Origin of the sequence: Methanosarcina sp. KYL-1, assembly GCF_024372725.1 — an archaeon.
Lineage (GTDB): Archaea > Halobacteriota > Methanosarcinia > Methanosarcinales > Methanosarcinaceae > Methanosarcina.
This window is the reverse complement of the sequence record NZ_VOUA01000022.1, coordinates 35833-62591: the sequence shown is the minus strand read 5'-3', so window position 1 is coordinate 62591 and position 26759 is coordinate 35833. Positions and strand designations below refer to the sequence as shown.

Below are 26759 nucleotides of genomic sequence, written 5' to 3'. Positions count from 1 at the left end.
TTTAGGTATCAACCTTTTAGGTATCAATATACTATCCAATAATCTTTCTCTGGCATATTATTTTATGTAGATGGTTACTATACATATGTTAATAAAGTTGCGTTGTTGGAGTTGACGGGCTGTATCCAGCCTTTGAAAAAGCGGGGATTAGCCCTTAATGCTCCTAAAACTAAGGCTTTGTAGAGACGAATACAGGAAAAAACAGAAAAGAGCCGGCAAAATACAAATTATAAGAGTTAATAACATAACAACATAATAACATAAAATTATTAACATAAAATATTTCAGAACTCTGAAAAGCAAGAAAAAACGTTTAAAAGGAATTATAATGGGAGATCCATACCTGAGAGACCGTTTCCTCAATACCCTTAATGGTAAAGCCGTAGACAAAGTTCCTGCTCTTTCGGTGACACAGACCGGAACCGTGGAACTCATGGAAAAGAGCGGAAGCTACTGGCCGGAAGCTCACTTCGAAGCAAAGGAAATGGCAGCACTGGCCCTTGTAGGACATACTTTCGCGGGGCTTGAAGCCGTACGCTACCCTTACTGCCTCACCATACTCTCAGAAGCCCTCGGATGCGGGATTAACAGGGGAACAAAAGAAATCCAGCCCTCCCTGAAATACCACCCTTTTGCAGAAGAACCGGAGAAGCTTGAAATTCCCAAAGACCTTACGGAAAAGGCAAGAATTCCCACCGTCCTTGAAGCTACCGCCATCCTCAGGGAAAAAGCAGGAGAGGAAGTCCCCCTCATCGCAGGCATGGAAGGCCCTGCGTCCCTTGCCTCAAGGCTTCTTGGCACGTACAATTTCCTTACCTGGGTGCTCAGGAAACCCGAAATCATCCGGGACTGCCTGAAAGCCACGAGAACTGCCTGCACCGAATACGCGGAAGTCCTCTTTGAAGCCGGGGCAGATGCAGTCTGTCTGGCTGACGGGATCGCAGGCCCGGATATGCTGGACCCGAAACTCTTTGAAGCCCTGGTAAGTCCGGAATATGATGTATTCTGCAAAGCCTCAAAAGGCGCAAAAATCGTGCATATATGCGGAAACGCCGTACCAATCCTCAAGACCATTTCGGGATGCGGGTTCAATGGTATAAGCATAGAAGAAAAAGTAACAGACCTCCCGGCTGCAAAAAAACTTGTAGGAGGAAAAGCAAGCCTTATCGGAAACATTTCCACTTCAGGAGTTATGCTTGGAGGGACATACGAAGAAGTAAAGGCAGAAGCAAGAAAATGCCTTGAAGGCGGAATTGACGTGCTAGCTCCAGGCTGCGGGATTGCCCCCGGTACCCCGACGAAAAACATAAAAGCGCTTGTCGATGCCAGGAATGAACTTTACCCATAAACCGAATTTACACCAACTTTAAAAGAAAAAAATACTCCACCCGGCCCGGGAAATGATCCACTTACCCCGGAAACCGTTTTTTATCCAGGCGCTATAAGAAAAAACCAGCCAGCTTGCCTGAAGGCGCTCCAAAAAGAGATTAACTTCTCTATTATCTCTTTTTCTGTTTCTGCTTATATTTATATGTAAATTTAGATTTAAATTTATATTTCTGCTTTTATTTTACCCTGGGAAGTCCAGGCTTAAGCCAGGAGACAAAAGAGAGACAGAAAACAGGACATGAGATGACGAGTCCCGGTTGTACGGGCCAGAATTCAGGATTCAGAGCCAGCTACTATATTCGTTTTACCCAAAAACATTAACCGCATAACGTGGGACGAACAAACAGTTTATAGGGGCTTAAATGTGAGGGGGGACAAAAGTTGGAGGCCCGGAAAAATCAATGCCTCCGAAAAATCAATGCCCTATAAAAAATCAAAGCCTTATCAAAAATCAATACCCTTTACGATATGCCCCGAATTATGTTATATAGATACAATCCTAAAATATAGTTGAAAAAAGGATAATTATCCAGAAATATAGTTGAAAAAGATATTGTCCTGAAATGTGGTTAAAAAAAGGATATTATCCTGAAATGTAGTTGAAAAAAGGATAATTGAACAGTGAAAAAACACTGCGCAGCTCATCTCACTGCTTGAATTTATACCCTTTCATCCGTCCTGATAGCAGATAGTTTCAAATGAATTGTTTTTTTCAATTTTCCAATTGCTGCAAGTGGAGTGAGAAAAATGTATGGAATTGCACTTGACCTGGGAACCAGCGGCTTTAGAGCGCAGCTTATAGACCTGGAAACTAAAAAAGTAGTAAGAACCGCAATGACGATGAGGCACCCCCTTCCGGGGGGCAACGTTATCGACCACCTGGACTTTGCCCTTGAAGTAGGCGAGGACATTGCAAACGGCATCATACTGGATGCCGCAAAGAAGATAATCGAAACCCTCAATGTGGAACCCGCCGCCATCAAGAAACTGGTTGTATGCGGAAACCCAATCCAGCTTTCCCTGTTCCAGAACTCGGAAATAAGGGACCTTGCCTTTGCCGGGAAGAACATGCAAAGAAGGCTGGGAGTGGAAAATGTTGACAGGAGCGCAAAGGTCTTTCCGGCTTCCGAACTTTTCAAGGGGGTTCTGGACTTGCCAAACTGTGAGATCACAGTGCCTCCAGCAATTGCCCACGAGATCGGGGCCGATGCCCTGGCAATGATGATTGAAACTGATTTCCTGAACCAGGAAGAGGTCTCCATTGTTACCGATTACGGCACGAACGCGGAGATGGCAATAAAGGTAGGGGACCGGATCATTACCGGCAGTGCGGCTGCAGGGCCTGCTATAGAAGGGCAGGGCATCAGCTGCGGAATGATTGCAAGCCCGGGAGCGATTTCGGACGTGAACCCCGAAAACGGATACTGGAGGCTTACGGTCCTGAACGAAAGGATGGAAAGCAGACCTGGAGACCTTGTCGATCCCGTAACCGGCGAAATAAAGGAGAAAGGGGAAATAGAAGCCGTCGGAATTACCGGCACGGGAGTGATCGCGGTCATTGCAGTTGCCATGGAAACAGGCCTTATGGAGCAGCCTCCGAAACTTCCCAACAAGAAGCTGGTCCTTGGAGAAGGCATCGAAATCACGGAGGAGGACATTGCCGAAGCCGGAAAAGCCATAGGGGCAATCCGGGCAGCTCAGCTTACCCTCCTGCTGGAAGCTGGCGTACCCTTCGAAGGACTCGAAAACGTCTACATGTCCGGAGCCTCCGGGACATACGTGGACTGCAAGAAAGCCAGGAAAATAGGCTCCTGTCCGGATTTCTCGAGGAAAGCCGTGCAGTTCGGGAACACTTCCATAGCCCTTGCACGGGAACTTCTCCTGGACGAGTCCAGGCTCGATGAGGTCATTGCCCTTGCCGGGACCATCAAAGCCGACCACCTGATGATGGCAACCAGCGAGACTTTCAAAAACATCTACACCTGCGAACTTTCATACTGGACGGAAGGCATGAACATGGCAATGTACAAAAAGTTCATGAAACTGTACAAATATCCGCCCTTCCCGGAACCGGTAAATGACGCAGTAATGGAGAAAAGAGCTGCAAAGGACATCGAAGAGACCGGAAATGTGCCGGTGGAGATTGTCGAGGATATAGGAATCACCCTCGAAGTCCCTGTGGAAGGCTGCCTCCTTTGCAAGCGTTGCAACGATGAATGCCCGGAAAATGCCCTCGTAACCATCGAGAAGGAAGGAGGACGCTTTGCAAGCTGCCGTACCCAGGACTGCCTGGGGACTAGCTGCAGGCGCTGCGTCCGGGCCTGCCCGATAAAAGCGATAAACTTCAAGAATATTGCAATTCAGAACACAAACGGGCTCCAGAGAGGCGGTATGACCGGCGGGGTCTACTGAAACCTTATCTGCGGAAACCTCCTGCTGAGATGTGCCCGAAGCCGCAGCAAACCCAGAAGCTGCCTTTGGGCCTTCAGCTTCCCCTTACCATTCTGAAACTCTGAAAAATCCGGGAAAAATGATTGGCCCAGGGAAGAAACAACAGGGAGCCAAAAAATGACAAAAATAAGAATATCTTCCCATAAATGTGGTTTAACCCATACGATATTTGGAAGAGTCGAACAAAACAGAATCATAATTGAGATAGATACCCCCTGTGAAAAGTTCAGTAAACTAAACCCCATAGAATTCCATCTACACGAACTTCCCGATAATCAGGATATGCTCACCCTGGAAATGGCAGGACAAACGGAGTGCTCTCTGGAATGCACACGGGAATGCGCCCTGGACTGTACCCGAAGCTGCCTGATCCCCTCTGCGGTTTTCAACGTCTGCTGCATGGAAAGAGAACTTGCGGAAACACCGGTTCTTGAAAGCATGGAATGCACGGTTTCAGAGCTGGAGTGACTGTTGAGAGAAGGCTTCTCATACCCGGTGAGAAAAAAATACATTTATATAACTGCCCTCCGGAAGAAATAACCACTGGCGCATACCATCAGAACTGATAGCGTTAAAAGAATAGATAAGTCCAGAACAATTGAGAATTCACAATGACCGATCAATACCCCCCTCAAAGCGTCCACTCCATACGTAAGGGGGTCAAAATAAGACAGGGTTCTTATCGGGGCAGGCAAATTCGAAACCGGAAACAGAGCCCCGGATAAAAGGAAGAGGGGAAATGCAATAAAATTAATAATTGTGCTGAACCCGTGAAAATCTTTCAGTACGGAGGACAGGATCAAGCCCGTATTTATGAAGATCATCGATATAAGGACCATTATCACGACAGAGGACAGAATTGAAGGAAGAAAAGGAAGCCTAAAACCAAGTAATACCGACATCATCATAATAATAAGTGCCTGAAGGATTGATGTGGTTGCACTTCCGGAGATCATCCCAAGAACAATAGAGACTCTGCTTGCAGGAGTCACCATAACCTCTTTTAAAAATCCGAACTGCTTGTCCATTATGACACTCATACCTGCATAAGCAGCCGTAAAAAGGAGAGTCATCCCGATAATACCCGGCACAAGATACTGAAAATATCCTATCGATTCAGGCAGACCCGGAAATTCAACTTTTCTAAAGCCCATACCCTGAAAGATCAGCATAAAAGCCGGCATGGCAATAGCGCCCAATACCCTTGATTTTGCCCTGAAATACTTTATCATTTCACGCCGCCAGAGAACATATACAACTTTTCCCTGAATCATCGGAGCATCCTCCTTCTCACCCGATCACGCCTGGCTGACTGCCTGGTGCCTTCCTGCTCCCGTATTATCGAACCTGTCAGGCGGATAAAAACATCTTCAAGGCTTGGTTTGCTGAAATTTATCGAACTAATCATAATACCCAGATTGCCGGCAGTCTGAAAAATATAAGGAATGTTTTTCTCATAATCCGATATAAGAACTTCAAGCATTTTTCCGTTCGGAACAATTTCCCTCACCCATTCTTTCTCTTCAAGTGCAGTAGCAATGAGATCAACCCTCCCCTCAATAGTCAGGCTGACACAATCCCCCCGAAGACAGTTCTTCAGACCTGACGGAGTATCGAGTGCAATTATCTTTCCATGATCAATTATCGCAATGCGGTCACAGAGGTAATCGGCTTCTTCCATATAATGGGTGGTCAGAATGACAGATGTCCCGTAATTTTTGTTCAGGTTTCTGATATGGTCCCATATTGATCTCCTGGTCTGTGCATCAAGCCCGAGAGTAGGCTCATCCAGAAACAAAACCTTTGGATAATGAATAAGCCCCCTTGCAATTTCAAGCCGCCTTTTCATCCCACCCGAATAATTTTCAACAAGAATATCAGCTTTATCAGCCAGACCCACAACATCAAGCACTTCCCGGATTCTTTTTTTCCGCTCATCTGAACCGATGCTGTACATCATAGCGTGAAATTCAAGATTTTCCCGCCCTGTAAGCCCTATATCAAGCGAAGGGTCCTGGAATATTATTCCGATATTATTCCTTACCTCACCTGGATCCCTTCTAAGATCATATCCTGCGATTTCAGCATCACCTGCCGTAGGAAGAAGAAGAGTAGTCAGCATATTGAGAATAGTCGTCTTTCCCGCACCATTAGGGCCTAAAAGCCCGAAAAGCTCTCCGGGCTCAACCGAAAATGAGACCCTGTCCACAGCAGTAAATTCCCCGAATTTTTTTGTAAGCTCTTTAATTATTATTGCACTCATATTAAACAGAACCTTCAAACTAAACAAAAGCTTCAGACCGGAATTTTTGAAAAATAATCATAAGCTCACCTTTCACTTACAAAAAATAAACAGTGTAAGTTTAAAAATTGTATAAATAAGATCCGTAGTGCTTAATGATTATGACAGCAAAGCCCTATTCTTGAGCCCACAAGCCTTTTTGTATACTCATCATAAGGTGAAAGCATAACATCGTGGGAATTTCCCATCTCTACAATCTTTCCGGAATTCATAACGGCTATTCTGTCAGCAATCTTCAGTGTCAGGGAGAGGTCATGTGAAATATATATCATTGCAAACCCTCTCCTGTTCTGAAGGCCCTTTAAAAGACGCAATACATTTGCCGAGGTTGAAACATCCAGAGCCGAAGTTATCTCATCGGCAATAAGAAGTTTTGGCTCCATAACCATTGCTCTGGCAAGTGCAACCCTTTGCCTCTGCCCGCCGCTGAGTTCCCCGCAATATTTACTGAGGAAATTATCAGTAGTGGGGAGACGAACCAGTTCAAGGGCATTTTTAACCATTTGCAGCCTGTCTCCATTGGACCCGATCTTATTGATATAAAGAGGCTCTTTGACTGCATCAAGCACAGTAAACCTGTTGCTGGTTGAACTGAACGGATCCTGGAATACTATCTGAATGCCATTGACCTTGTTTCCGTAGCTTCCCCCGCCGGCATTCCCGTCCATAAACAATACCTCTCCGCACTCGGGCTTTATTACGTTTGCAAGGATATGCGCAAGGGTTGACTTGCCTGAACCGGTCTGACCGACAACTGCAAGAACCTCCCCTTCCCTCACTTCCAGACTGACATTATCAACTGCCCGGAGGTATTCTCCATCTGGCAGACGATAACTGAAACTCAGGTTTCTGGCCTCCAGAAGGCCTGCTATGCCGCCTCTATGGCATGCAATTTCCCGCCCGCCCCCTATGGGCATCAGAACCGGGGTGGCATCTTTGCAGATATCGATTTTTTGTGTACATCTCGGGCTGAAAGGACAGCCTTTAAACTCGTCCCCTGCCGGGACATCCCCGGGAATTCCCCATAAATCTTTATAAACGAAAATATCCGGGGTCGAATGGACAAGCCCTCTCGTATAGGGGTGACGGGGAGATACGAGAATATCCCTTACAGGCCCGGTTTCAACAACCCTTCCCGAATACATAACAGCAATCCGGGACGCCACAGAAGACACAAAAGTGATATCATGAGAGATCATTAACATCGTATACCCGTTCTTTTTCTGAAGGGCGACAAGAAGGTCCCTGATCTCCTTTCGGGTAAATGCGTCAAGGGCAGAAGTAACTTCATCAAGAATCAGGAATTTAGGGTCGCATGAGAGGGCCATTGCCAGAAGGACCCTCTGCCTCATACCCCCGGAGAGCTGGTGCGGATATGAATCCATCCATTTAGGGTCAAGGCCTACAGTCCGGAACAGGTCGGCACATTTGCTCCGGGCTTTCTCCGGGCTGAACCCAAGGTGCCTTATCATCGGTTCCGTTACCTGAACGCCTACTTTCATGACAGGGTTCATGACTTCCAGGCTGTTCTGGAAAACTATTGCAATATCCTTCCACCTGAACCTGTCCATCTCTGATTCGGGTAAAGAAGAGATTAGCTCATCCCTGTAAAGAATTTCTCCGGAAATAGCCGTATTTTCCGGCAAAAGCCCCATGATCCCGAGGGCAACAGTGGTCTTGCCGCTTCCGGATTCCCCGACAATGCCCAGGATTTCCCCTTCGCCGATTTCAAAGGAAATGCCGTCAACGGCCCTGACAGTATCGGCATCGGTCAGATAGTGGCATTTAAGATCATTGATTTTAAGCAGACTCATAATCAGAAACCTTTCTTTATCTTTAATTTAGGATCAAGTATTCTCTCCATATCCCTGCTTATGAACGCAAGACAGAGCAGGAGGAAAATAAGCATAAACAACGGGGGCAATAGCCACCATTGCCAATAAGGGGTAAAATATATTGAACGAAAACCGGTTGCATGATTAAGCATCATCCCCCAGCTCTTGGAAGTGGGGTCCCCAAGGCCCAGAAAGGCAAGGCCAGCTTCGGCTATGATTGCATGGGAGGATATGCCGATGACAAGCACAAGCAGAACAGGCATAACTTCAGGAAATATATGCCTCCAGAGCAGGTAAAATGGCTTTGCCCCGTAATTCCTGGCAGCAATAATGTAGTTGTTCTTCTTTAATGACAGCGTCTGGGAACGTGCAATACGTGCGGGTTTTGCCCAGCTGAAAAGAACAAGTACAAAGATTACGTTAAAAATACTCGGGCCGAGAAAAGCGGATATTACAATCAGAAGAGGAAAACTCGGAAGGGCCATTGTCACATCAATTACTCTCATCAGGCCCTGGTCAATGTGCCCTCCCATATATCCGGCCAGTATTCCGAGAGCTCCTCCCCCAAAACCTGCCGCAAAGGCTACTGCAAGCCCTATTGTAAGGCTCATTCTTGCCCCGTAACATATCTGTGACCAGATATCCATGCCAAGTTCGTCGGTTCCGAGTATGTGCCCTGGACCCGGAGGTTCAAGGGAATCCCCTGTGATCTTCTGAGGAGGATAAATTGTTATCATGGGAGCAAAAACTGCCATTAAAATGATGCAGATAACGCCAAAGATCCCAATTTTACCTTCAATACTGAATCTGGAGAATGGCTTAGCTATAGTACTAAATTTAGAAAATTTCCTGGCTATACTGCTGATAATTTGGTTAATTCTGTTAATATTCAAAGCCTGAATAAAAGAGAGTATTCCGGCATTTCCAGAGGTAGCAATATCTTTTATCATATCCCAACTCTCGGATCAAGTTTCCCGTATATTTTGTCAACCAGCAGATTGCAGACAAGTATGGAGACCGCAATTACCAGGAGAATGCCCTGGATTAGAGGATAATCCCGGCCGACTACAGCACTTCGGAGGGTCATCCCTATGCCGGGATAAGAAAAAACACTCTCAACAAGTACAACCCCACCCATCATTATGCCGATCATAAAACCTGTTCTTGTCACTACAGGAAGCAGGGCATTTCGGAGGGCATGCCGGATCCATACGGTTTTTTCCCCCAGCCCTTTGGCCCGGGCAGTCCTGATGTAATCCTTTGTGGTCACTGTAATCAGGGTATTTCTGGTGAGCAGGTACACACCGGTAAGCTGTGAAAGTGATAGGGTCACAATGGGCAGGAAGGCGTGGTACAGTATATCCCATGCCTGTTCTGCCGGACCGTTATAGTCCGCGAAGGGAGTAACAGCACCTGCGAGCGGGAAAAGCCTGAGATAGACACTAAAAACCAGAAGGAGGATCAGGCCAAGCAGAAATGAGGGAATTTCCGCAAAGGCTATCAGACCCGTCATCATAATTCTGTCGCTCCCTTTTTTCCGGTTCTTTGCCGAAAGGGTTCCGAGAATCACCCCGGAGATTGTACTGATTACCGTAGCACCCACGACAATCAACACAGTCCAGGGGAGGTGGAGCATTATTACATCACTGACAGGCATTTTGTAATAAATGCTCCTGCCCAGATCTCCCGTCATCAGATTTTTCATATATACCAGAAACTGTTCATAAAGCGGCCGGTCAAGTCCGTAATAGTTCAGGTAATAAAGCCGCTGCTCCTCTGTCATTACAATAATTTCTTCTCCGACCTCATCTGCGGAAGTGGTTGAGAACGGGTCTCCGGGCATCATCCTCGGAAGGAAAAAATTAATGGCAAGAATTACAAAAAGGGTCGATAACAACCTGAAAATAAACGAATTCCTGTCCTTTTCCATCCAATCATCTGCCCCTTTACCACCCGATCATCTGCCGTTAACTTCCCAGACCATCATCCCGGTGTATACATCCGACTCGGAACGGTAGTTTCCATCCGGAGAGGCATTTTGATAATAATCCATTATTTTTTCCTTTGTTTTATCATCAAAATCACGGCCCCGTCCAATGAACCCTATTGCCTGTTCTGCCGCCTCTTTCCAGTTTTGCTCTTCCTTCCATTCGGAATGGTTGATCCTGAGCGAGGGCCTGTAGCCTGAGAGGTAAAGATACATGAAAGGGTAAATTATGCCGTTCATGTTATTCTCGGATTTTTCCCCGAGTATCGAACTCCGGATATCCCGATACGCCTTATCCTCAACTCTTCTCAGGAAGTTACTGTAATAACAAAGGTTTTTTGAGCAGGCCATCATCATATCAAAGTTTTCAACATCCCTTATCCCGGGAGTCATGGAGGCAATTACAAGGTCAAATTCGTTCCGAAATCCAAGTTCATCTATGTCTGCCGTCCACCAGGAGCATTCAATGATATCTATCGGAAGAGACTCCTTTTTTACGGCATCTTTTAGTCTGTTGAGCATTCCGGAAGATATATCAAGTGCGGTCACCTCTGCTCCGAGCCTTGCGAGAGGAAGGGAGAGGGTACCGGGTCCGCACCCGATATCCAGGACTCTGGAACCTTCCGGGGAAAAACCGGCTTCTTCAAGAAGTTCGAGAATTTCATCGGTTCTCTTCTTCCGCTTATCTTTGCCAATATTATTAGCATAGTTCTCGGAGCGCTTGTTCCAGAACTCTGCCATCCTGCCCTCATCCCGGATCAAACCGTCACCCACAGCTTTTTTCCAGCACTCGATCAGGTTATTAATATCATCTTTTTGCTGCAATTCGATCCCTCTCAAGATATGAAAGAATGCTGTGTGTCCTTGCATGGTGGTCGTACATATTCATCCAGCCGTCGTATTTTGAAATGCGCCAGACATCATACGATGTAGTATAATAGAGCGGGATTGCGGGGATATCATTCGCAAGGACGGTCTGCATGTCGTATACTATTTCCTTCCGTTTCTCATCGTCCAATTCCTGCAATTCCTGAGTACCAAGAGCATTCAGAGTATCATTGTGGTAACCAAATACTGCTGCACCGGAGGATACACTTCCTGACTGTGTTGTATCACAGTATCTTGTACGAAGATAATCCGCATCTGCTCCCCAGCCCCCAAAGCCGCTTATCAGGAGTTCAAAGTCTCCGTTCTTCAGATTGGTATCACGGGATTTACTCTCCAGGGCCTTTACCTGAACGTCAATTCCTGCTTCACTCAGTCTCTCTTTTATAAGCTCGCCGATACGGACTTCGCCACTGCCAAGAGACAATACATACGACAGTTTTTCCCCGTTTTTATCACGTATTCCATCCCCATCTGTATCAATCCATCCGGCCTCTTCAAGCAATTCCCCGGCTTTCTCCGGATCGTAGCTATATTCCGGCTGGTCAGGATTATACCAGATGTGGTCTTCAGAGAGTATGCCCATCTTACCGGATTTCCCTGCACCTCTTGCGATCTTTTTCACCAGTTCGTCACGATCAATGGCATAAGCAAAAGCCTGCCTTACTCTCCTGTCAGCAAGCTCCGGACATGCTTTCATGTTGAAATAAAACTGGTAACCCCAGAAAGCCGGCTGCTGGACTATTCTTACATCAGGGTCTGATGTGAACCGATCAAGAATATCAGGAGATATACTTGTGAAATCTATTTGCCCCTGTTCAAAAGCTATTAAGGAATCGCTGACAGGAATGAATTCTACGGCTTCAACGGCAGTATCCGGTCCCCAGAAATTGTCGTTTGTTACAAACCTGTATGATCCGTGCTCTTTATTGTACTCATCAAGAAGGAACGGGCCAGTACCGATGACCGCCTCCGGATCAAGGAAAGTGAAAGGATCCGAGACATCTTTGTAGATATGCTCGGGTATGATATTAAAACTCGTGAGCTTGTAAAGGAATGATGAAGCAGGCTGGACCAGCACGAATTTGACGGTGTTGGGATCCACTACCTGGACATTATCTACAACGCCGGATTCAATTCCACCCGAGATAGGTACATTTTCCTGCTCATAATCGAAAGTAAATTTAACATCACTTGCCGTGAAAGGTTCTCCATCGCTCCATGTGACACCTTCACGGAGATAGAATGTATATTCCATTCCATCTGAACTGACCTCCCAGCTTTCAGCAAGCCAGGGAATTATACCTATTTCATCTCTTTCTACCAGACTGTCAAAGATCATTCCGACCTTCGATGACCCGGGACCCCTCGGATATATCGTAAACGGCTGTGGATAGCCATAATCTCCGCCGCTCAGATAAACAACATCCGCGTGCTGTGATCCGTCAGCAGTATTCTCAGCCAGGGTTTCCCCAGCCGGTGTCCCGGTCTGAGCACTCTGGCCAATACAGCCTGCACTCATTAAGATCAGGGCTGTCAGGAAAACAGTAAATAATACTAATAATTTTTTTTTCTCCATTACAGAACACCCTTTTTTTGTGAATTACCCTACTAATCATCTGAGAATCTGAATAAAAGATATTAACAACACACAGTTGTATTACATAAAAATATAAAAGTATTACTAAATGTACCCAAAAAAAGAATTAGATATAATTTGATTCTAAAATAATATTTAATTTGACGATGTTTTCTTAAAAATTAGGTTTCAAGTCCTATTTTGTGATTCTGTCAGTAACGGTAGTTGATATGCTATGAAGCTCAAGAAAGAAAAATATTAGATAAATTCGAAACCTGGTTTTCGCGATTCACATAGGATGAAAATTTTGCATCCCTGGTTCCGGATCAGGCAGAAAGTGCCTCATGATTGGTATTTCACAGGTAACTTCGTAATGCCCTTCGGAGAAAAAAACTGTTTTAATCGATTGTACGAGCATATACGAAAGATCAGGCACCTAAAAAGTGAGGACGAAAAAAAATTGCATCCATTTACAAAAGGTCTTTAAAATTATAGTTGCTGCAACGTAGAGCGTCGGCCAAAAATATAGATATGAAAAACTAATTTTAGGATACAGCACATAAGAAACAAAAAACCAGAAAAATACCTTTAAGGGCACTGAGCAAAAAGAATTTAAGTGCCCGGAGCGTGACTCGAACACGCGACCTCCAGATATCTCAGGAGATTAAAGACGCCTCATATAAAGTCCCTATGAGTCTGGCGCCCCAACCGACTAGGCTATCCGGGCTTGCAACACACAAATGGCTAAAGTTATATTAAAGGGTAACGATTGAAAACCTGAAAAATCGGATTTTTTTGTAAATTTTTAGAGGAAGAAAGCAGGCAGAAAAGGGGAGAAACAAACCTGCAATATTGAGAGTATGTTGCATAAATCCGGGAGGCACGTTATGTTAGAAGTAACATAATAGGGTAATATATAATAAAAGTGAGTTATGGGGATATGGTCAGTATAACAATCGTATATATAATAAGAAAGATATATAAATGAAATTTCGGTCGTTTTTAAAAAGAAGATTCCCCGGGAAACTGACCCTACCGGAATTTCAGTCAATGTTTTTATAAAGGTTCTAACAGCCGACACAGATAAATCTAGGCAAATATATATAAACCATATAATTATAATGAAAAATCGATATAAAACCGTACAAAAAGAGTGAAACATAAAATCCCATTCAGGACCAGAAAAGCCATTATTAGGGCATGGAACCCGGACCTTCACTGGACCAACTCAACAGGAGGGCGCTTTCAAAGGAGGGTAATCCTCTCAAAGAACGGCCTTGCAAAGAGAGATTCTTGAAGGGAATTGCGTACAACTGCCGCAACCCTACCATTACTGACCTCCATGATGTGCAAAAGCATATCGAAGGACCCGTGCTCCTTTCATTATATTTACTTGTTACACTTCCCAACCAATCAAACATCAATCAAACATCAATCAAACCCTCAAATAGATAAAAGCCCGAATACAGCCCCGGACCTGAAGCTTCATAATCGGGCAGTGCCAGGTTAAAAGCCGGCCATTTCCTGCTTTACAGGGCTGCCAGAGAGCTAATTAGAGCTAATTAGAGCTAATTATACAGCTCAAAACAATGATTCAGCTTATCGAGACCTAATTACCCCCCAGATGAGGAATTTCCATGAAATTGAAAGCGAATCTGATATCCGGAAGAACCGCCGACCAGGGCGCACATCTGGAAGCAAAGACGCACAAAGGCTATTTTGATGCCTGCGCGTACTGCGAACTGAACTCCTCGGACCTTGAAAAACTGGGTGTTTCCGAGGGAGACAGCCTGAAGGTCACCACCGATTTTGGGGAAGTGGTGGTTTTTGCAAAAGCAAACGAAGGAAATCCTGACAGCCTAGCCTTCATTCCCATGGGGCCCTGGGCAAACGCGGTACTGAACCCCGACACCCACGGCTGCGGAATGCCGGGCTTCAAAGGCGTCCCTGCGGAAATCGAAGCAACGGAAGAAAAGCCTCTGGACATGAAGGCTCTCATGAAAAAGTACAGGGAAGAGTAAGAAAGCTCTGAACTCGGAGGAAAAAAATATGCCAGTAATAAAAGACGCAGTATGTTCCCTCTGCGGGTCCCTCTGCGACGACATCACGGTTACTGTCGAAGATAACAAGATCACAAAAATTGAAAACGCCTGCATCCTCGGGCACAGTAAGTTTGTCGGCATGTTCGAGCACGACAGGATCGAGACCCCGATGATAAGGAAAGAAGGGGAACTGGTCCCTGTCTCCTACGAAGAAGCCATCGAGGCTGCCGCAAATATCCTTGTAAACTCCAGGAGGACGCTTTCTTACGGCTGGTGCTCCACTTCCTGCGAAGCCATCAGCAAGGCCATCCAGCTCGCTGAAGAAACGGGCTCTATCATCGATTCCACAGCAAACGTCTGCCACGGGCCTTCAGCCCTTGCAGCACAGGAAAAGGGGGCCCCTTCAGCCACTCTGGGAGAAATTAAGAACAGGGCAGACGTGCTCATCTTCTGGGGCTGCAACCCCGTACACGCCCACCCGCGGCACATGTCCCGTTACTCAAGCTTTTCAAAAGGCTTCTTTACCGAGAAGGGCAGGAAAGGCAGGAAAATGGTGGTAATCGATGTCCGTAAGACCGATACCGCAAAGCTGGCCGACACGTACGTTGAAATCGACCAGGGTTCTGACCTGCTTTTGATCACGGCACTCCGCTCAATCGTAAACGGGCATGCGGATGTTGTGCCTGAAACCGTTGCAGGAGTCTCAAAAGCCGAAGTAATGGAACTTGCCGAAACCCTGAAGAACGCAAAGTTCGTCTGCGTCTTCTTCGGCATGGGGGTCACCCAGTCCCGCTCTAAGTACAAGAACGGGGACGGCGTATCTTCCCTGATCTCGGACCTCAACCAGCACACCAAGGCCGTCATGATAGGGATGCGCGGGCACTACAACGTCACAGGCTTCGGACAGGTGGCAACCTGGGAAACAGGCTTCCCCATGGCAATCGACTTTGCCAGAGGCTACCCCTACTATAACCCCGGAGAGACCGGGGCAAATGACGTACTTGTCCGCGAAGAAGCTGACGCGGCAATCATCGCCGCAGCCGATGCAGGAGCCCACTTCCCGCAGAAAGCTGTCAGGCACCTTGCAAAGATCCCGGTAATCCAGATTGACCCGTACGCCAACCCGACCACCGAAATTGCCGACGTGATCATCCCGGCAGCCGTGGTGGGGATCGAAGCTGAAGGGACAGCCTACAGGATGGATGCAATCTCCCTCCGCATGAAGAAACTGATTGATTCGAAGTTCAAGACCGACGAAGAAATTGCAAAAGACCTGATTGCAAAAGTCAGGGAACTGAAGAGAGGTGCATGAAAATGTCGGAAATCCTGATTAAAAACGCAAGCGTCTGCGACCCGGCCCAGGGGATCAACTGCGAGGCAATGGACCTCTGCATAAGAGACGGAAAGATCGTGGAAAGCGTCTCTGAGAACGCGAAGGTTATCGATGCAGGAGGCAGGCTCGCCATGGCCGGCGGCTTTGACGGGCACACCCACAGCGCCGGCAAGATCAACGTAGGGCGCTTCATTAACCCAAACGACGCAAGGAAGAACCTGGTCCCGGGACTTTCCGGGCAGGTGGCACGCACTGAAAAGACCAGGGCACAGGTAGGGTACAACACTCCGAATACCTACGCAATCGGGTACAGGTATGCAAAACTCGGGTACACAACCATCTGTGAAGCCGCAATCCCCCTCCTTGCTGCAAGGCACACCCACGAAGAATTCAAGGAAATCCCGATCCTTGATAAAATGGGGCTCTCCCTCTTCGGGAGCAACTGGCAGGTCATGGAATACATCCGGGACAAGGAACCCGAAAAACTTGCCGCCTACATTGCCTGGGGCCTGAAAGCCTCCCGCGGCTACGGAGTAAAGATCGTAAACCCCGGCGGCGGAGAAGCCTGGGGCTGGGGAAAGAATGTCAGCGGACTCTACGACCCTGTCCCGAACTTTGACGTTACCCCTGCCGAAATCCTGATGGGACTTGCCGAAGCCAATGAGCGCCTGCAGCTCCCCCACTCCGTGCACGTACACTGCAACAACCTGGGAAAGCCTGGCAACTACGCAACCACCATTGAGACCATGAAAATGTTCGAGAAGGTTAAGCCTTCCAGGGACAGGCAGAGCCTCCACGTGACCCACGTGCAGTTCAATGCCTACGCCGGGACTTCCTGGAGAGACTTTGAGACCGGAGCCCCCATGGTTTCAGACTACGTGAACGGTGCAGACCACCTGACCTTTGACCTGGGACAGGTTATCTTCGGCCCTGCCGTGACAATGACTGCTGACGGGCCTGTGGAATACGCAAACTCAAGGATGCTGCATGAGAAGTGGAGCAACCAGGACGTAGAACTTGAAGATGCCTCGGGTGTGGTGCCCCTGTTCTACTCCCCGAAGAGCTTCGTAAACGCAGTCCAGTGGGCAATCGGGCTTGAACTTGCCCTGCTTGTAAAAGACCCCTGGAAAGTAATGTTTACAACTGACAGCCCGAACGGCGGCTCCTTTGTAAACTATCCGGAAGCCTTCACCTACCTGATGAGCGCAAAGAAGAGGGAACAGGTCATTTCCGGCTTCTCCCAGATGGCCCTGGACAGAATGGTCCTGCCCGGAATCGACAGGGAACTGGACTTCTACGAGCTTGCAGTAATGACCAGGAGCACCCAGTCAAAGATATACAGCATGCCCGAGAAAGGAAACCTGAAAGTCGGTTCTGACGCAGATATTGCAATCTACGACCTCATTCCGGGGCAGGTTGACCCGTCCGCAGAACATGAAAAAGTCAAGAAAGCCTTCTCAGGTACAGCGTATACCCTGAAAGACGGGGAAATCGTCGTAAAAGACGGAGAAATCGAAGCCACCCCGAAAGGCAGGGTCTACTGGGTGAATGCAAAAGTTCCCGAAACTGTCGACACCGCCATGCAGAAGGACATCGACTTCAAGTTCAAGAAATACTACACCGTGAGCAAGTCTAACTACATGGTAGAGGACGCATACCTCACAAAGCCTGTAGAGATCGACACTGAGGGGGTATTCTAAATGCAGGTCGTAAAGCTTTCCCTGAAAAAGGCCAACAAGATCCCGATCGAAGCCGACAATGTGAACCCTGACAACTTCGCAGGCAAGACGAAGGAAGAGATCGAGGCGATTCTCGTCTGGTACGGGAACGGCCAGTGCCCCCTCGGCGACTTATTCAATGTCGAGGTGGAAGGAAGTGACTCCGTTGAGAACACAAAAATAGTGATCGAAGGAGACGTCTCCAGGGTCAAGCGCATCGGACAGGACATGAGTGCCGGGGAGATCGAGATCAACGGCAACGTGGACATGCACTGCGGCTCGAATATGAGAGGCGGAAAAATCACTATCAACGGTGATGCGGACAGCTGGCTCGGCTGCGAGATGAAAGGCGGGGAAATCACCCTCAACGGAAACGCCGCCTACTACGTAGGGTCCGGGTACCGCGGAGAGTCCTGCGGCATGCGCGGAGGAAAGATCACCGTTAACGGCGATGTAAAGGACTACCTCGGCGAGCACATGTGCGGAGGAGAAATCCTCGTCAAGGGCAACGCCGGCCTCCTCCCTGCAATCTCAAACAACGGCGGCACAATCACCATAGAAGGCAGTGCCACCATGCCCGCAAGCGAAATGAAGAGCGGGACAGTAATCATCAAAGGCGAGACATCCGACCTGCTCCCCTCCTACAAAGAAGACGGGACCGAAGAAGTGGATGGCATCACCTACCGCAAATTTGTGGGCGATGTCAATGCCGGCGGAAAGGGCGTGCTGCTTATAAAATGAACAGGCAGCAGGTATATTGCCCAGACATAAAAAAGCAGTAAAAGCAGTAAAAGCAATAATGGATAAGAATTCGATCTGAAAGAGCGCATTTTTTGAGCGCTCTTTTTCCCTTTTTCTCTTGTATTTCATTCAGCTTAATCGAACTCTATTATTTTCACTTATTTTAGTTATGCTAATTGATTTCTGCTAATTGATTTCTGCTAATTGATTTCTGCTAATTGATTTCTGCTAATTGATTTCTGCTAATTGATTTCTGCTAATTGATTTCTGCTAATTGATTTCTGCTAATTGACTTTTGCTAATTGCTTATTATATCGCTTCGGCAATTTTGCGTCTGCGAATTAAAACTCTGCTAATTTTACGTCTGCAAATTTTAGCCAGGAATCTGCTTAGCAATTAAATTAGCATCTGTATTTTGAAAATCGAGACTTCGAAATAGTGCTTCGGAAATACACCAGGGAAGACTTTCGACCTTTGTCGAAATTTCAAAAAATGAAACAATAAGAAGATCAGAAAAGAAATTAAACAAAAAAGAGGGCATTGAGCCCTGCTTTCCTGAAAGGAAAATGAATCAGTATTCCTGTTGGATCAGTATCCGGTGGCTTCTGCGAGTTCCTTAACAGTAGAACTGTCATCAGAATTTCCGAAAACTACGAATATATAGTTCTCGTGCTTCCAGATATAGGAATACCTGGGCACATCATCTCCTCCAATCGTCGCATATTCGGTGATCTTCACCGCAAAATGCCCGTTAAAGGACTCTTCCACGAAGCGTGAGCCAACATTGAGCGGCTTGAAGGATGACTTGTATGCAAAGATCAAATCGTCGGCAGCAGAACTGCTCTCGCATTCTATTACATCCACATAAAAATCAGATCCGTCGGAGTATTTGTACATCCCTTCGGACCCTCCCAGAATTCCGGAAACGTTTTCAGCTTTATAATCTTTCCTTATTTCATCTGCGGAGAGAGGGAGAGAAGCGAGGTATTCAAATCCTGCCGGAAGGTTTTCAAGCTCACTCATGGCTGCTGCACCTTCTTCCGTATTTGCACCAGACCCGGGGGCATCTGGACCCGTTTCATTAACTGCAGGGTTATTATTATCCACACAGCCCGAAAACGCGATCATCAAAACCGCAAGTAAAGATATCAAAGCTATACTTTTTTTCATAAACTTCACCTTGATCTTGTAGATCCTGAAAAGAACAGGCAGGTCATAAAAGAGTCGCCTGGATTTAAAAGTATCTGTAAAGAAAGTGTCTGCAAAAGTAAATTCAAAAAAGAGTAAAAGAGAAGGGTTAGGAAAACCCTTCACTCAAAGAATTTAGTTTCTCCTGACGAGGTAGACCACTGCAAGGAGGCCAGCAAGTCCGAGAACAATTCCGAAGCCTGGTGTGGGCTCTTCGGTGGGTTCCTCGGTGGGTTCTTCCTCGGTGGGTTCTTCCTCAGCGGGGGTTTCAGTTACTTCCTCGGTGGGTTCCTCAACAGGGGTCTCAGTGGGTTCCTCTGCGGGGGTTTCTTCCTCACCGGGGGTAACTGTAGGTTCTTCCTCAGCGCCTTCGATGGTCAGTTCAACGAATGGGTAGTACCTGAGATCGCTAGAGTCAGCAACCTTGAACTTCATGTTCTGTCCAAGGGTCTGGTCAGAGTCCCTGGTCAGAGTGAAGGAGTCCTTGTTCTTAAGAACCAGGCTACCGAAGGTCTCAGCGTCCTCGTCACCATTGTTGATATCAGTGACCTCAAGTTTGCCGAATTCATCATCAGACTCGATGGTCATGGCGTTCTGGTAGTCGATGAGCCAGAGACCTTCGATCTGGGCAATGCTGTCCACAGCGCCCTGGAAGACCTGGTTCACGTGTACTCTCAGAACAACGATGTTGTCTTCGTCCTCAATGTCGTCAAGGTCAACGATCCATGTCTTGTCAGCGGTGACATCAGAGTCAACGTTAATGATTTCATCGTCGATGAACTCGCCGTCCTTGGTGAACTCGAGCCAGACCTTCTTACCGTCTACATCAACCTGCTTGGCTTCGAGAGAGTAGCCGCTGCTGAGGTCGATAACTTCACCGGTACGGAGAGTGTACTTTTCATCACTGTCAAGCAGGAGCTTTGCAAGCTTGTCCGGCTTTGCTTCATAAACTGAGTCATCCTTGGCTTTCAGCGGGACGTACTTTTCTGCAAAGAAGCCCATGACAGCGTACTGGTCCACATCTGCTTCCCAAAGGTCATCGGTTTCACTGGTGTATTCGTAGTCCACTGCGGTAATGTCAGCCTCATAGACAAGGTCGCCATCCTCAATCTTACGGTCGGAGCCGCTCAGATCGGAGTCGATGGTAAGGGTCTCAGAGTAGACGTCATCATTCAGGTCGTAGAAGAAGCCAGCAAAGCTCTTGTAATCCCACACGGCATCGCCGGTTGCAACTGAACCCCTGATTTCGTAGGTGCCGGGTTCGGTGTATTCCTTCATCAGGTAGAACCTGAGGTTAGCGGAGTCGTCAGCGACCTTGAATTTCAGGCCCTTTGCAATGTTCTGCTTGGAGTCAGAGGTAAGGGTAATGGAGTCCTTGTTCTCGAGAACCAGGTTTCCGAAGGTCTCGTCGTCCTCGTTACCATTGTTGATTCCCGTGACTTCAAGTTTTTCAAATTCATCATCAGACTCGATGGTCATAGCGTTCTGGTAGTCGATAAGCCAGAGACCTTCGATCTGGGCAATGCTGTCCACAGCGCCCTGGAAGACCTGGTTCACGTGTACTCTCAGAACAACGATGTTGTCTTCGTCCTCAATGTCGTCAAGGTCAACGATCCATGTCTTGTCAGCGGTGACCTCAGAGTCAACGTTAATGATTTCGTCGTCGATGAACTCGCCGTCCTTGGTGAATTCGAGCCAGACCTTCTTACCGTCTACGTCAACCTGCTTGGCTTCGAGAGAGTAGCCGTTGCTGAGGTCAAGAACCTCACCGGTCCGGAGAGTGTACTTGGTGTCGGTATCGAGAAGGAGCTTTGCGAGTTTGTCCGGCTTTGCTTCATAAATGGTGTTGTCCTTAGCGTTCAGCGGGACATATTTCTCTGCAAAGAATCCCATCAGGGTGAACTCATCGTCTTTCCAGTCTCCAGCGTAGTCATAGCTGGTGTTGACGATCTGGCAGGTGTAGACGAGACCATTTTCCTCGATCTTCCTGCCATCGACTAACGGGCCGCCAGGGAGCTCGATTGTCTCACTGGTAAGGTTGTCATCAATGTCGTAGTAGAAGCCGGCAAAATCAGTAGAACTGATTGTAATGCCGTCTTCTAATTGAGTGGCATTGTATACTGAACTGCGGACCTCAACGACGTCTGCTGCACTTGCGCAAGAGGCAAATACAGTTAAGACCATGAGGGCAGCCAGTGTAACTGCTGCAAATCTCTTCATTTTGTTGTTTCCTCCGTATTCATTAAAATATATTGTATGTAAGAAGGAGTGTCGGGATCAAACACTGCAAGGGTTTCGCCTTTCTTCACCAAATAAGACTTATGATTTTCGTCTATTGCCGAAGAGGATTTCTTCACCCTCCTTATCCCTTCAAATTGGATTACAAGTGTTCTATAAAATAATTGCCTTATTAAATCTTTTGTGGTCTATTTCAGAGAATTCAAACCAGAAAAGCGCAAAACAACGATACAAATGACGGTAAATGTCGAATAGATCTTAGAAGGACATGCATCAGGTGTTAACATACAGATTAAAGTCGAAATACTTATAAAATACTATTGAAAAAAGGTGTATAATATAGGGGGACAGGGAAAAAGAAATTTGAGGAAATGTTGATTTAAAATATGATCAACTGAAAGCCAGAATACAACTCACAATGGCACACGAATTTTCCAGAAATTGAATTCCAGAAATTCCCTACACCACCATAAGTATTTTGGAGCCTTTTTTGCCGTATCCTCCCCAAGGATAAACGTATCGTATGGATCTCCACATTAGCTCCTCTTTAGCTCCTCTTTAGCTCCCTTTAGCGCCTCTTTACTCCTTCATTACCTTCTTCTCACTAATTAATACATTAAGCACTACATTAGCTCCGACCTTTTTGGCATTTGTGACAGAACTCATACTGATTCATTAAAGGCTGGAATAGGCCACAAGCTTAAAATCCAGGGCAATCCTGCGCATTAACTAAATAAGGGAAATTTCACACAGTATACAACCAGTAGCAGGACAACATTTTAAATATATAATAGAAAAAGATTCTGAAATTATCGAGTATGCAAGGATTCGAATACAACATAGCCGGGTATAGTAAATTGCCGAAAAGAATAAAAATGAAAATAATAAATTAGTACTAATAAAAACGTCGGAACAATAATATAAAGATAAGGAACTCAATGTTCATAAAAATCTCAGCAGGATACACCCTACATAAGTAAGGGGCAGTTGACATTTGACCTCTTAAGGCGAGAAGACCCCCTTCCTCGACATTTCTGGCTTTGCCGGAAATGGCAGGGGGGATGAAAGCCGTCCACTTCCCGGCACTACATTTAATTAACTTGCCTATATACATATAAATTCGTAAAACGTTTACTGATATGATGTTAAAAGCCTATAAATTCAGGTTGTATCCTGCAGCCGAGCAAAAAACCATGATAGCTAAACATATCGGTAGCTGCAAGTTAGTCTATAATTGGGCTTTAGAACAGAAAATCAAATCTTACGAGCAGGAAGGGAAATCACTATCCCACTATGACCTGAACAAACGGCTTCCTGAACTCAAAAAAGAACATGAATGGCTTAAGGAAGCAAATTCACAGTCATTGCAGGGAATGACGAAAAACCTGGATTCTGCTTTTACCAGATTTTTCAGGAAAAATAATGGGTTTCCTAATTTCAAATTAAGAAAGAACCCTATACAGCCGTTCCCTGTCCCTCAACACTACACTGTCGATTTTGACAATAACTTGTCAAAATCCCTAAAATAGGTAAAGTTAAAGCGGTTCTCCACCAGAGGTTGGAGGGAAAACTAAAAACAGCAACGATTTCCAGCACCAACTTTCCTCTAAACTTATACGCGAGAACCGATCAATAGCTGTGGAAACGTTAAACGTTAACGTGATGCTTAAAAACCGTTGTCTTGCAAAGGCAATAAGCGATTCTTCATGAGGGAGTTTTGTTACAAAGTTAGAGTATAGCTGAATGGTTCGGGAAAACCCTGTTAAGGATAGGAAGATTTGAGCCATCAACAAAGCTTTGTAATGTTTGTGGGTATCACAATAAAGATATAACTCTGGATGTTAGAGAATGAAAATGCCCTGTGTGTAAAACAAAACATGACAGGGACATAAATGCCACTATCAATATCAAAAAATTTGCACTTCAAGTTCAAAATCTGATCGTAACTTGACACCTGCGGAACGTGGGGTAGAGCCTGTGGACTTGCGGAGTTTGCTCAGAGGTATGAAGCAGGAAGCCCCTTCCTCAAAAACCGGAGCCATCAGGCGAAGGTTTTAGGGAGGGGTAGTTCACACCTGAACAATATAATAAGTATGAAAAACACTAAGGGGAATCAGCTTTGGAATGTAACGATACTATTCAGGATGTCCTGTGCAGGATTAAGGCAATAAAAGGCGTGGAAGACACGTATATCCTTGATGAGAAAGACAGAGAAGAAATCATCGCGCTTGAGAAGAAAGCCGAAGGAGCAGTCCTGATGGGCCTGGGCGTAGGAGATAACCAGGGGATCAAGGAGGTCTTCAAGCGCCAGGCAATCATAGCTTTTACTACCAACATGGAATATGTATGGCCTGAAGGGCCCAATGTCGTTCTCATGCAGCACGGGGAAAAGGTCGGAGAAGACGTCTACGACCCCGAAAAGCTTGAAGAGTGCAAAAAGTGTAGCGATATGATGGTCATGGGGAACTTTGTGATTTACAAAAATGCAGTTCCCAAGCCAAAAGAAGCAAAAAAAGAGCCTCTTACCGTGGTCCTCCCACCCCAGAAATGCCCGGAAGTCGAATGTGCCTGCGGCGTGACCAACGTGGTACTGGCATCGCCTTCCACTCCCACGGACGAGTATCTCAGGTCAAGGATGGGGCTTAAGACGGGCATAGGCCTTGGGACCTTTATCATAGGGCTCGACTTCTGCTGAAGGTTCTATGGACGGGGTGCATCAAAAATGGACCCCGTAAAAATCCATTAAGACAAATCCATCCTGTTGCATGAAAAGAATATACATCCATTATATAACAGAAATATAACAGAATTAAATATACGTGCATTACATTACTTGACAAAATATGCGTGCATTATATTACATGACAATGAGATGCACAAGATATGGCAATTTATCAATTAAATGCCGGAACAATTACATCCCGGCACGCAGATTGCCGCAGAATGTTTTACGTAACAAGGCCCCAATTTATGAAAGCAGAAAGCAATCTTTTTTTAAAACATAACCTGTTGAATTTTTACAATCAGGTGGGAACCCATCGGGAAACTACCCGGACACAGGAAATTATAAAGAAAGGAATTAAAAACAGGCAACAAACAGGAGAATCAAAAGCCTGCGCCAAATAAGGGAATGTAAAAACCGGTAGAATACAGGGGAATCAAAAAAACAGTGCCGTATGTAACAGGCTTTTTTGCTCTCAAAATACCTGCCCCAAAAGGAACAAACGGGAATCCCGGAAACCGGAAAGACGGAATGTAAAAAATGAAACAAGATGATTTTAACAGGGCCTGTCGGGAAGTCCTTGAGATGGTGCTGGCAGGCAGGATAAATGACGAAGAGCAGCTTAACAAAGCAAAAAAAGAAGTTAGCAAACGCTACCACCTCTCAAGCCTCCCCCGGAACGGGGACATAATCGTACAGGGCACTCCCGAAGAGCAGGCAGTAATAAAAGAATTCCTCAGGCGAAAGCCTGTAAGGACCATCTCCGGTGTTGCGGTAATTGCGGTAATGACCTCGCCTGCCCCCTGTCCCCACGGCATCTGCCTGCCCTGCCCCGGAGGTCCGAATTCCTCATTCAGGTCTCCCCAGAGCTATATGGGAAGGGAGCCTGCCGCAATGAGGGCAATCCAGCACGAGTTTGACCCCTACGCGCAGGTTAGCTCCAGGCTTTCCCAGCTCAGGGAGATTGGGCACGACGTGGAGAAGGTAGAACTGATTGTCATGGGGGGTACGTTTTCGGCCAGGAGCCTTGATTACCAGGAATGGTTCACCAAACGCTGCCTTGAAGCCATGAATGATTTCACAGGCAAGGAGTGGAGGGAAAACGTCACCAGAATTGGAGAAGCCGTGCCCTACATTCCTCTTGAAGAAGTACAGAGAGCCAACGAAACGGCGGACATCCGTAATGTGGGCATAACCTTTGAAACCCGCCCTGACTGGGCAAGGGAAGAACACGTGGATGAGTTTCTCCGCCTGGGGGGAACAAAAGTTGAGATCGGGGTCCAGAGCGTTTACGATTTTGTACTTTCCCGCATGCAGAGAGGGCACGGCGTAGCCGAAACCGTAAGGGCAAACCGTGTTCTCCGGGACAGCGCCTTTAAGGTAGGCTTTCATATGATGCCTCACCTGCCAGGAGCGGATTCGGAGCTCGACCTGAAAGGCTTTAAAAGACTCTTTGAAGACCCGCGCTTCAGGCCTGATTACCTGAAGATCTACCCAACCCTTGTGACCGAAGGTACCCCTTTATACAGGCTCTGGGAAGCGGGAGAGTATGAAGCCCTTTCGGACGATGAAGCCGCAGAACTGGTTGCAGACATAAAGGCAGTCCTTCCGAAATGGGTCAGGCTCCAGCGCATCCAGCGCGACATCCCTGCCAACCAGATCTTTGCAGGGGTCCGGAAGAGTAACCTCAGGCAGCTTGCAGAGGAAAAGTTGAGGGAGAAGGGGAAAAAATGCCGCTGCATCCGCTGCAGGGAAGTAGGGCACAACAGCCTGAGAGGGAGAAAGGTAAACGAAAAAGACATCGAGCTTACCGTGGAAACTTATGAGGCTTGTGAGGGCACTGAACACTTCATCGCATTTGAAGACATCTCAGAAGACGTACTGATAGGTTTTACACGCCTGCGTTTCCCGGCAGCCCCACACCGCCCCGAACTGCAGGATTCCGCCCTGATCCGGGAACTGCACGTATACGGCTCCATGGTTCCAGTAGGAAAAGGAGCAAAGCAAACGGAATGGCAGCACAGGGGATACGGGAAAGAACTCCTTGAATGTGCGGAAAAAATCGCATCCGAAGCCGGGTACGGCAAGCTTTCAATAATCAGCGGGATCGGAGCCAGGGGATATTACCGGAAATTCGGGTATGCCTTAGAAGGCGTCTATATGTCGAAAACTCTGAAAAAATAAAGGCTCCGGGTAAAGGACAGTAATTTCTGACTTTTACCCCCCTAACATGCGGGAACCCGGGAACTTCACTTACAAGATTCCAGATTAAACCCTTTATGCCTGGAAACTTCCCCGACCTCACCACTTCCGGAGATAAAATATTTTGCGGGTAAAAGAATTTACACC

The 26759-nt window shown here is 46.7% G+C and carries 19 protein-coding genes, 1 tRNA gene and 1 pseudogene; 11 read left to right on the top strand and 10 right to left on the bottom strand.

The annotated features are described in order from the left end of the window. Positions 1 to 328: 328 nt before the first annotated feature. The 3 genes from mtaA (at position 329) to FTO70_RS13605 (ending at position 4308) form a co-directional block, all read left to right on the top strand. Entirely contained in the window at positions 329 to 1348 is a 1020-nt protein-coding gene (mtaA, locus tag FTO70_RS13615; protein WP_255336303.1) for a methylcobamide:CoM methyltransferase MtaA, read from the top strand. A 788-nt stretch (positions 1349 to 2136) separates the two neighbouring features. Further along, the gene (locus FTO70_RS13610; RefSeq protein ID WP_255336302.1) at positions 2137 to 3801 is read left to right on the top strand and encodes a methylamine methyltransferase corrinoid protein reductive activase; all 1665 of its coding nucleotides are present in this window, start codon (positions 2137 to 2139) and stop codon (positions 3799 to 3801) included. Between the two features lie 156 nt (positions 3802 to 3957). After that, positions 3958 to 4308 carry a hypothetical protein gene (locus FTO70_RS13605; RefSeq protein WP_255336301.1) on the top strand — a complete coding sequence of 117 codons (351 nt, stop codon included), beginning with the start codon at positions 3958 to 3960 and terminating at the stop codon, positions 4306 to 4308. Positions 4309 to 4352: 44 nt separating this feature from the next. Here FTO70_RS13605 and FTO70_RS13600 read toward each other — a convergent pair whose 3' ends face one another. From FTO70_RS13600 to FTO70_RS13565, 8 genes are all read right to left on the bottom strand, one after another. Further along, entirely contained in the window at positions 4353 to 5114 is a 762-nt protein-coding gene (locus FTO70_RS13600; protein WP_255336300.1) for an ABC transporter permease, read from the bottom strand. Continuing rightward, entirely contained in the window at positions 5111 to 6103 is a 993-nt protein-coding gene (locus tag FTO70_RS13595; RefSeq protein WP_255336299.1) for an ATP-binding cassette domain-containing protein, read from the bottom strand. Before FTO70_RS13595 ends, FTO70_RS13600 begins: the two co-directional genes overlap by 4 nt. Before the next feature lie 131 nt (positions 6104 to 6234). Continuing rightward, positions 6235 to 7956 (bottom strand): ABC transporter ATP-binding protein, encoded by a 1722-nt coding sequence (locus FTO70_RS13590; RefSeq protein WP_255336298.1) that lies wholly within the window; start codon positions 7954 to 7956, stop codon positions 6235 to 6237. Positions 7957 to 7958: 2 nt separating this feature from the next. Next, positions 7959 to 8927 carry an ABC transporter permease gene (locus FTO70_RS13585; RefSeq protein ID WP_255336297.1) on the bottom strand — a complete coding sequence of 323 codons (969 nt, stop codon included), beginning with the start codon at positions 8925 to 8927 and terminating at the stop codon, positions 7959 to 7961. After that, complete coding sequence (locus FTO70_RS13580) at positions 8924 to 9907, bottom strand: ABC transporter permease (protein WP_255336296.1); 984 nt, start codon at positions 9905 to 9907, stop codon at positions 8924 to 8926. The genes FTO70_RS13585 and FTO70_RS13580 overlap by 4 nt, the downstream gene beginning before the upstream one ends. 27 nt (positions 9908 to 9934) lie before the next feature. Beyond that, the gene (locus FTO70_RS13575) at positions 9935 to 10789 is read right to left on the bottom strand and encodes a class I SAM-dependent methyltransferase (protein WP_255336295.1); all 855 of its coding nucleotides are present in this window, start codon (positions 10787 to 10789) and stop codon (positions 9935 to 9937) included. Further along, the gene (locus FTO70_RS13570; protein ID WP_255336294.1) at positions 10773 to 12428 is read right to left on the bottom strand and encodes an ABC transporter substrate-binding protein; all 1656 of its coding nucleotides are present in this window, start codon (positions 12426 to 12428) and stop codon (positions 10773 to 10775) included. Before FTO70_RS13570 ends, FTO70_RS13575 begins: the two co-directional genes overlap by 17 nt. Positions 12429 to 13045: 617 nt before the next feature. Further along, positions 13046 to 13155, bottom strand: a tRNA-Met gene (locus FTO70_RS13565). A 426-nt stretch (positions 13156 to 13581) separates the two neighbouring features. On the opposite strand from FTO70_RS13565, the gene FTO70_RS13560 reads away from it, so the two are divergent. The 5 genes from FTO70_RS13560 (at position 13582) to FTO70_RS13540 (ending at position 18262) form a co-directional block, all read left to right on the top strand. Next, positions 13582 to 13725 (top strand): hypothetical protein, encoded by a 144-nt coding sequence (locus tag FTO70_RS13560; protein WP_255336293.1) that lies wholly within the window; start codon positions 13582 to 13584, stop codon positions 13723 to 13725. A 340-nt stretch (positions 13726 to 14065) separates the two neighbouring features. Further along, entirely contained in the window at positions 14066 to 14449 is a 384-nt protein-coding gene (locus FTO70_RS13555) for a molybdopterin dinucleotide binding domain-containing protein (protein WP_255336292.1), read from the top strand. Positions 14450 to 14477: 28 nt separating this feature from the next. After that, positions 14478 to 15782, top strand: a complete 1305-nt coding sequence (locus FTO70_RS13550) for a formylmethanofuran dehydrogenase subunit B (protein ID WP_255336291.1) — start codon at positions 14478 to 14480, stop codon at positions 15780 to 15782. A 2-nt stretch (positions 15783 to 15784) separates the two neighbouring features. Further along, a complete protein-coding gene (locus FTO70_RS13545) occupies positions 15785 to 17503 on the top strand; it encodes a formylmethanofuran dehydrogenase subunit A (protein ID WP_255336290.1) in 1719 nt (572 codons plus the stop codon). Beyond that, positions 17504 to 18262 (top strand): formylmethanofuran dehydrogenase subunit C, encoded by a 759-nt coding sequence (locus tag FTO70_RS13540; RefSeq protein ID WP_255336289.1) that lies wholly within the window; start codon positions 17504 to 17506, stop codon positions 18260 to 18262. A 588-nt stretch (positions 18263 to 18850) separates the two neighbouring features. On the opposite strand, the gene FTO70_RS13535 is transcribed toward FTO70_RS13540, so the two are convergent. Beyond that, on the bottom strand, positions 18851 to 19432 hold the full coding sequence (locus FTO70_RS13535) for a hypothetical protein (RefSeq protein WP_255336288.1): 582 nt from the start codon (positions 19430 to 19432) through the stop codon (positions 18851 to 18853). A 153-nt stretch (positions 19433 to 19585) separates the two neighbouring features. After that, the gene (locus tag FTO70_RS13530) at positions 19586 to 21670 is read right to left on the bottom strand and encodes an S-layer protein domain-containing protein (protein ID WP_255336287.1); all 2085 of its coding nucleotides are present in this window, start codon (positions 21668 to 21670) and stop codon (positions 19586 to 19588) included. A 1160-nt stretch (positions 21671 to 22830) separates the two neighbouring features. Here FTO70_RS13530 and FTO70_RS13525 point away from each other — a divergent pair. The 3 genes and pseudogenes from FTO70_RS13525 (at position 22831) to FTO70_RS13515 (ending at position 26594) form a co-directional block, all read left to right on the top strand. After that, positions 22831 to 23639 (top strand): annotated as a pseudogene (locus FTO70_RS13525) (RNA-guided endonuclease TnpB family protein). 168 nt (positions 23640 to 23807) lie between these two features. Next, a complete protein-coding gene (locus tag FTO70_RS13520) occupies positions 23808 to 24383 on the top strand; it encodes a hypothetical protein (protein WP_255336286.1) in 576 nt (191 codons plus the stop codon). 567 nt (positions 24384 to 24950) lie between these two features. Then, entirely contained in the window at positions 24951 to 26594 is a 1644-nt protein-coding gene (locus tag FTO70_RS13515) for a tRNA uridine(34) 5-carboxymethylaminomethyl modification radical SAM/GNAT enzyme Elp3 (RefSeq protein WP_255336285.1), read from the top strand. Positions 26595 to 26759 lie beyond the last annotated feature (165 nt).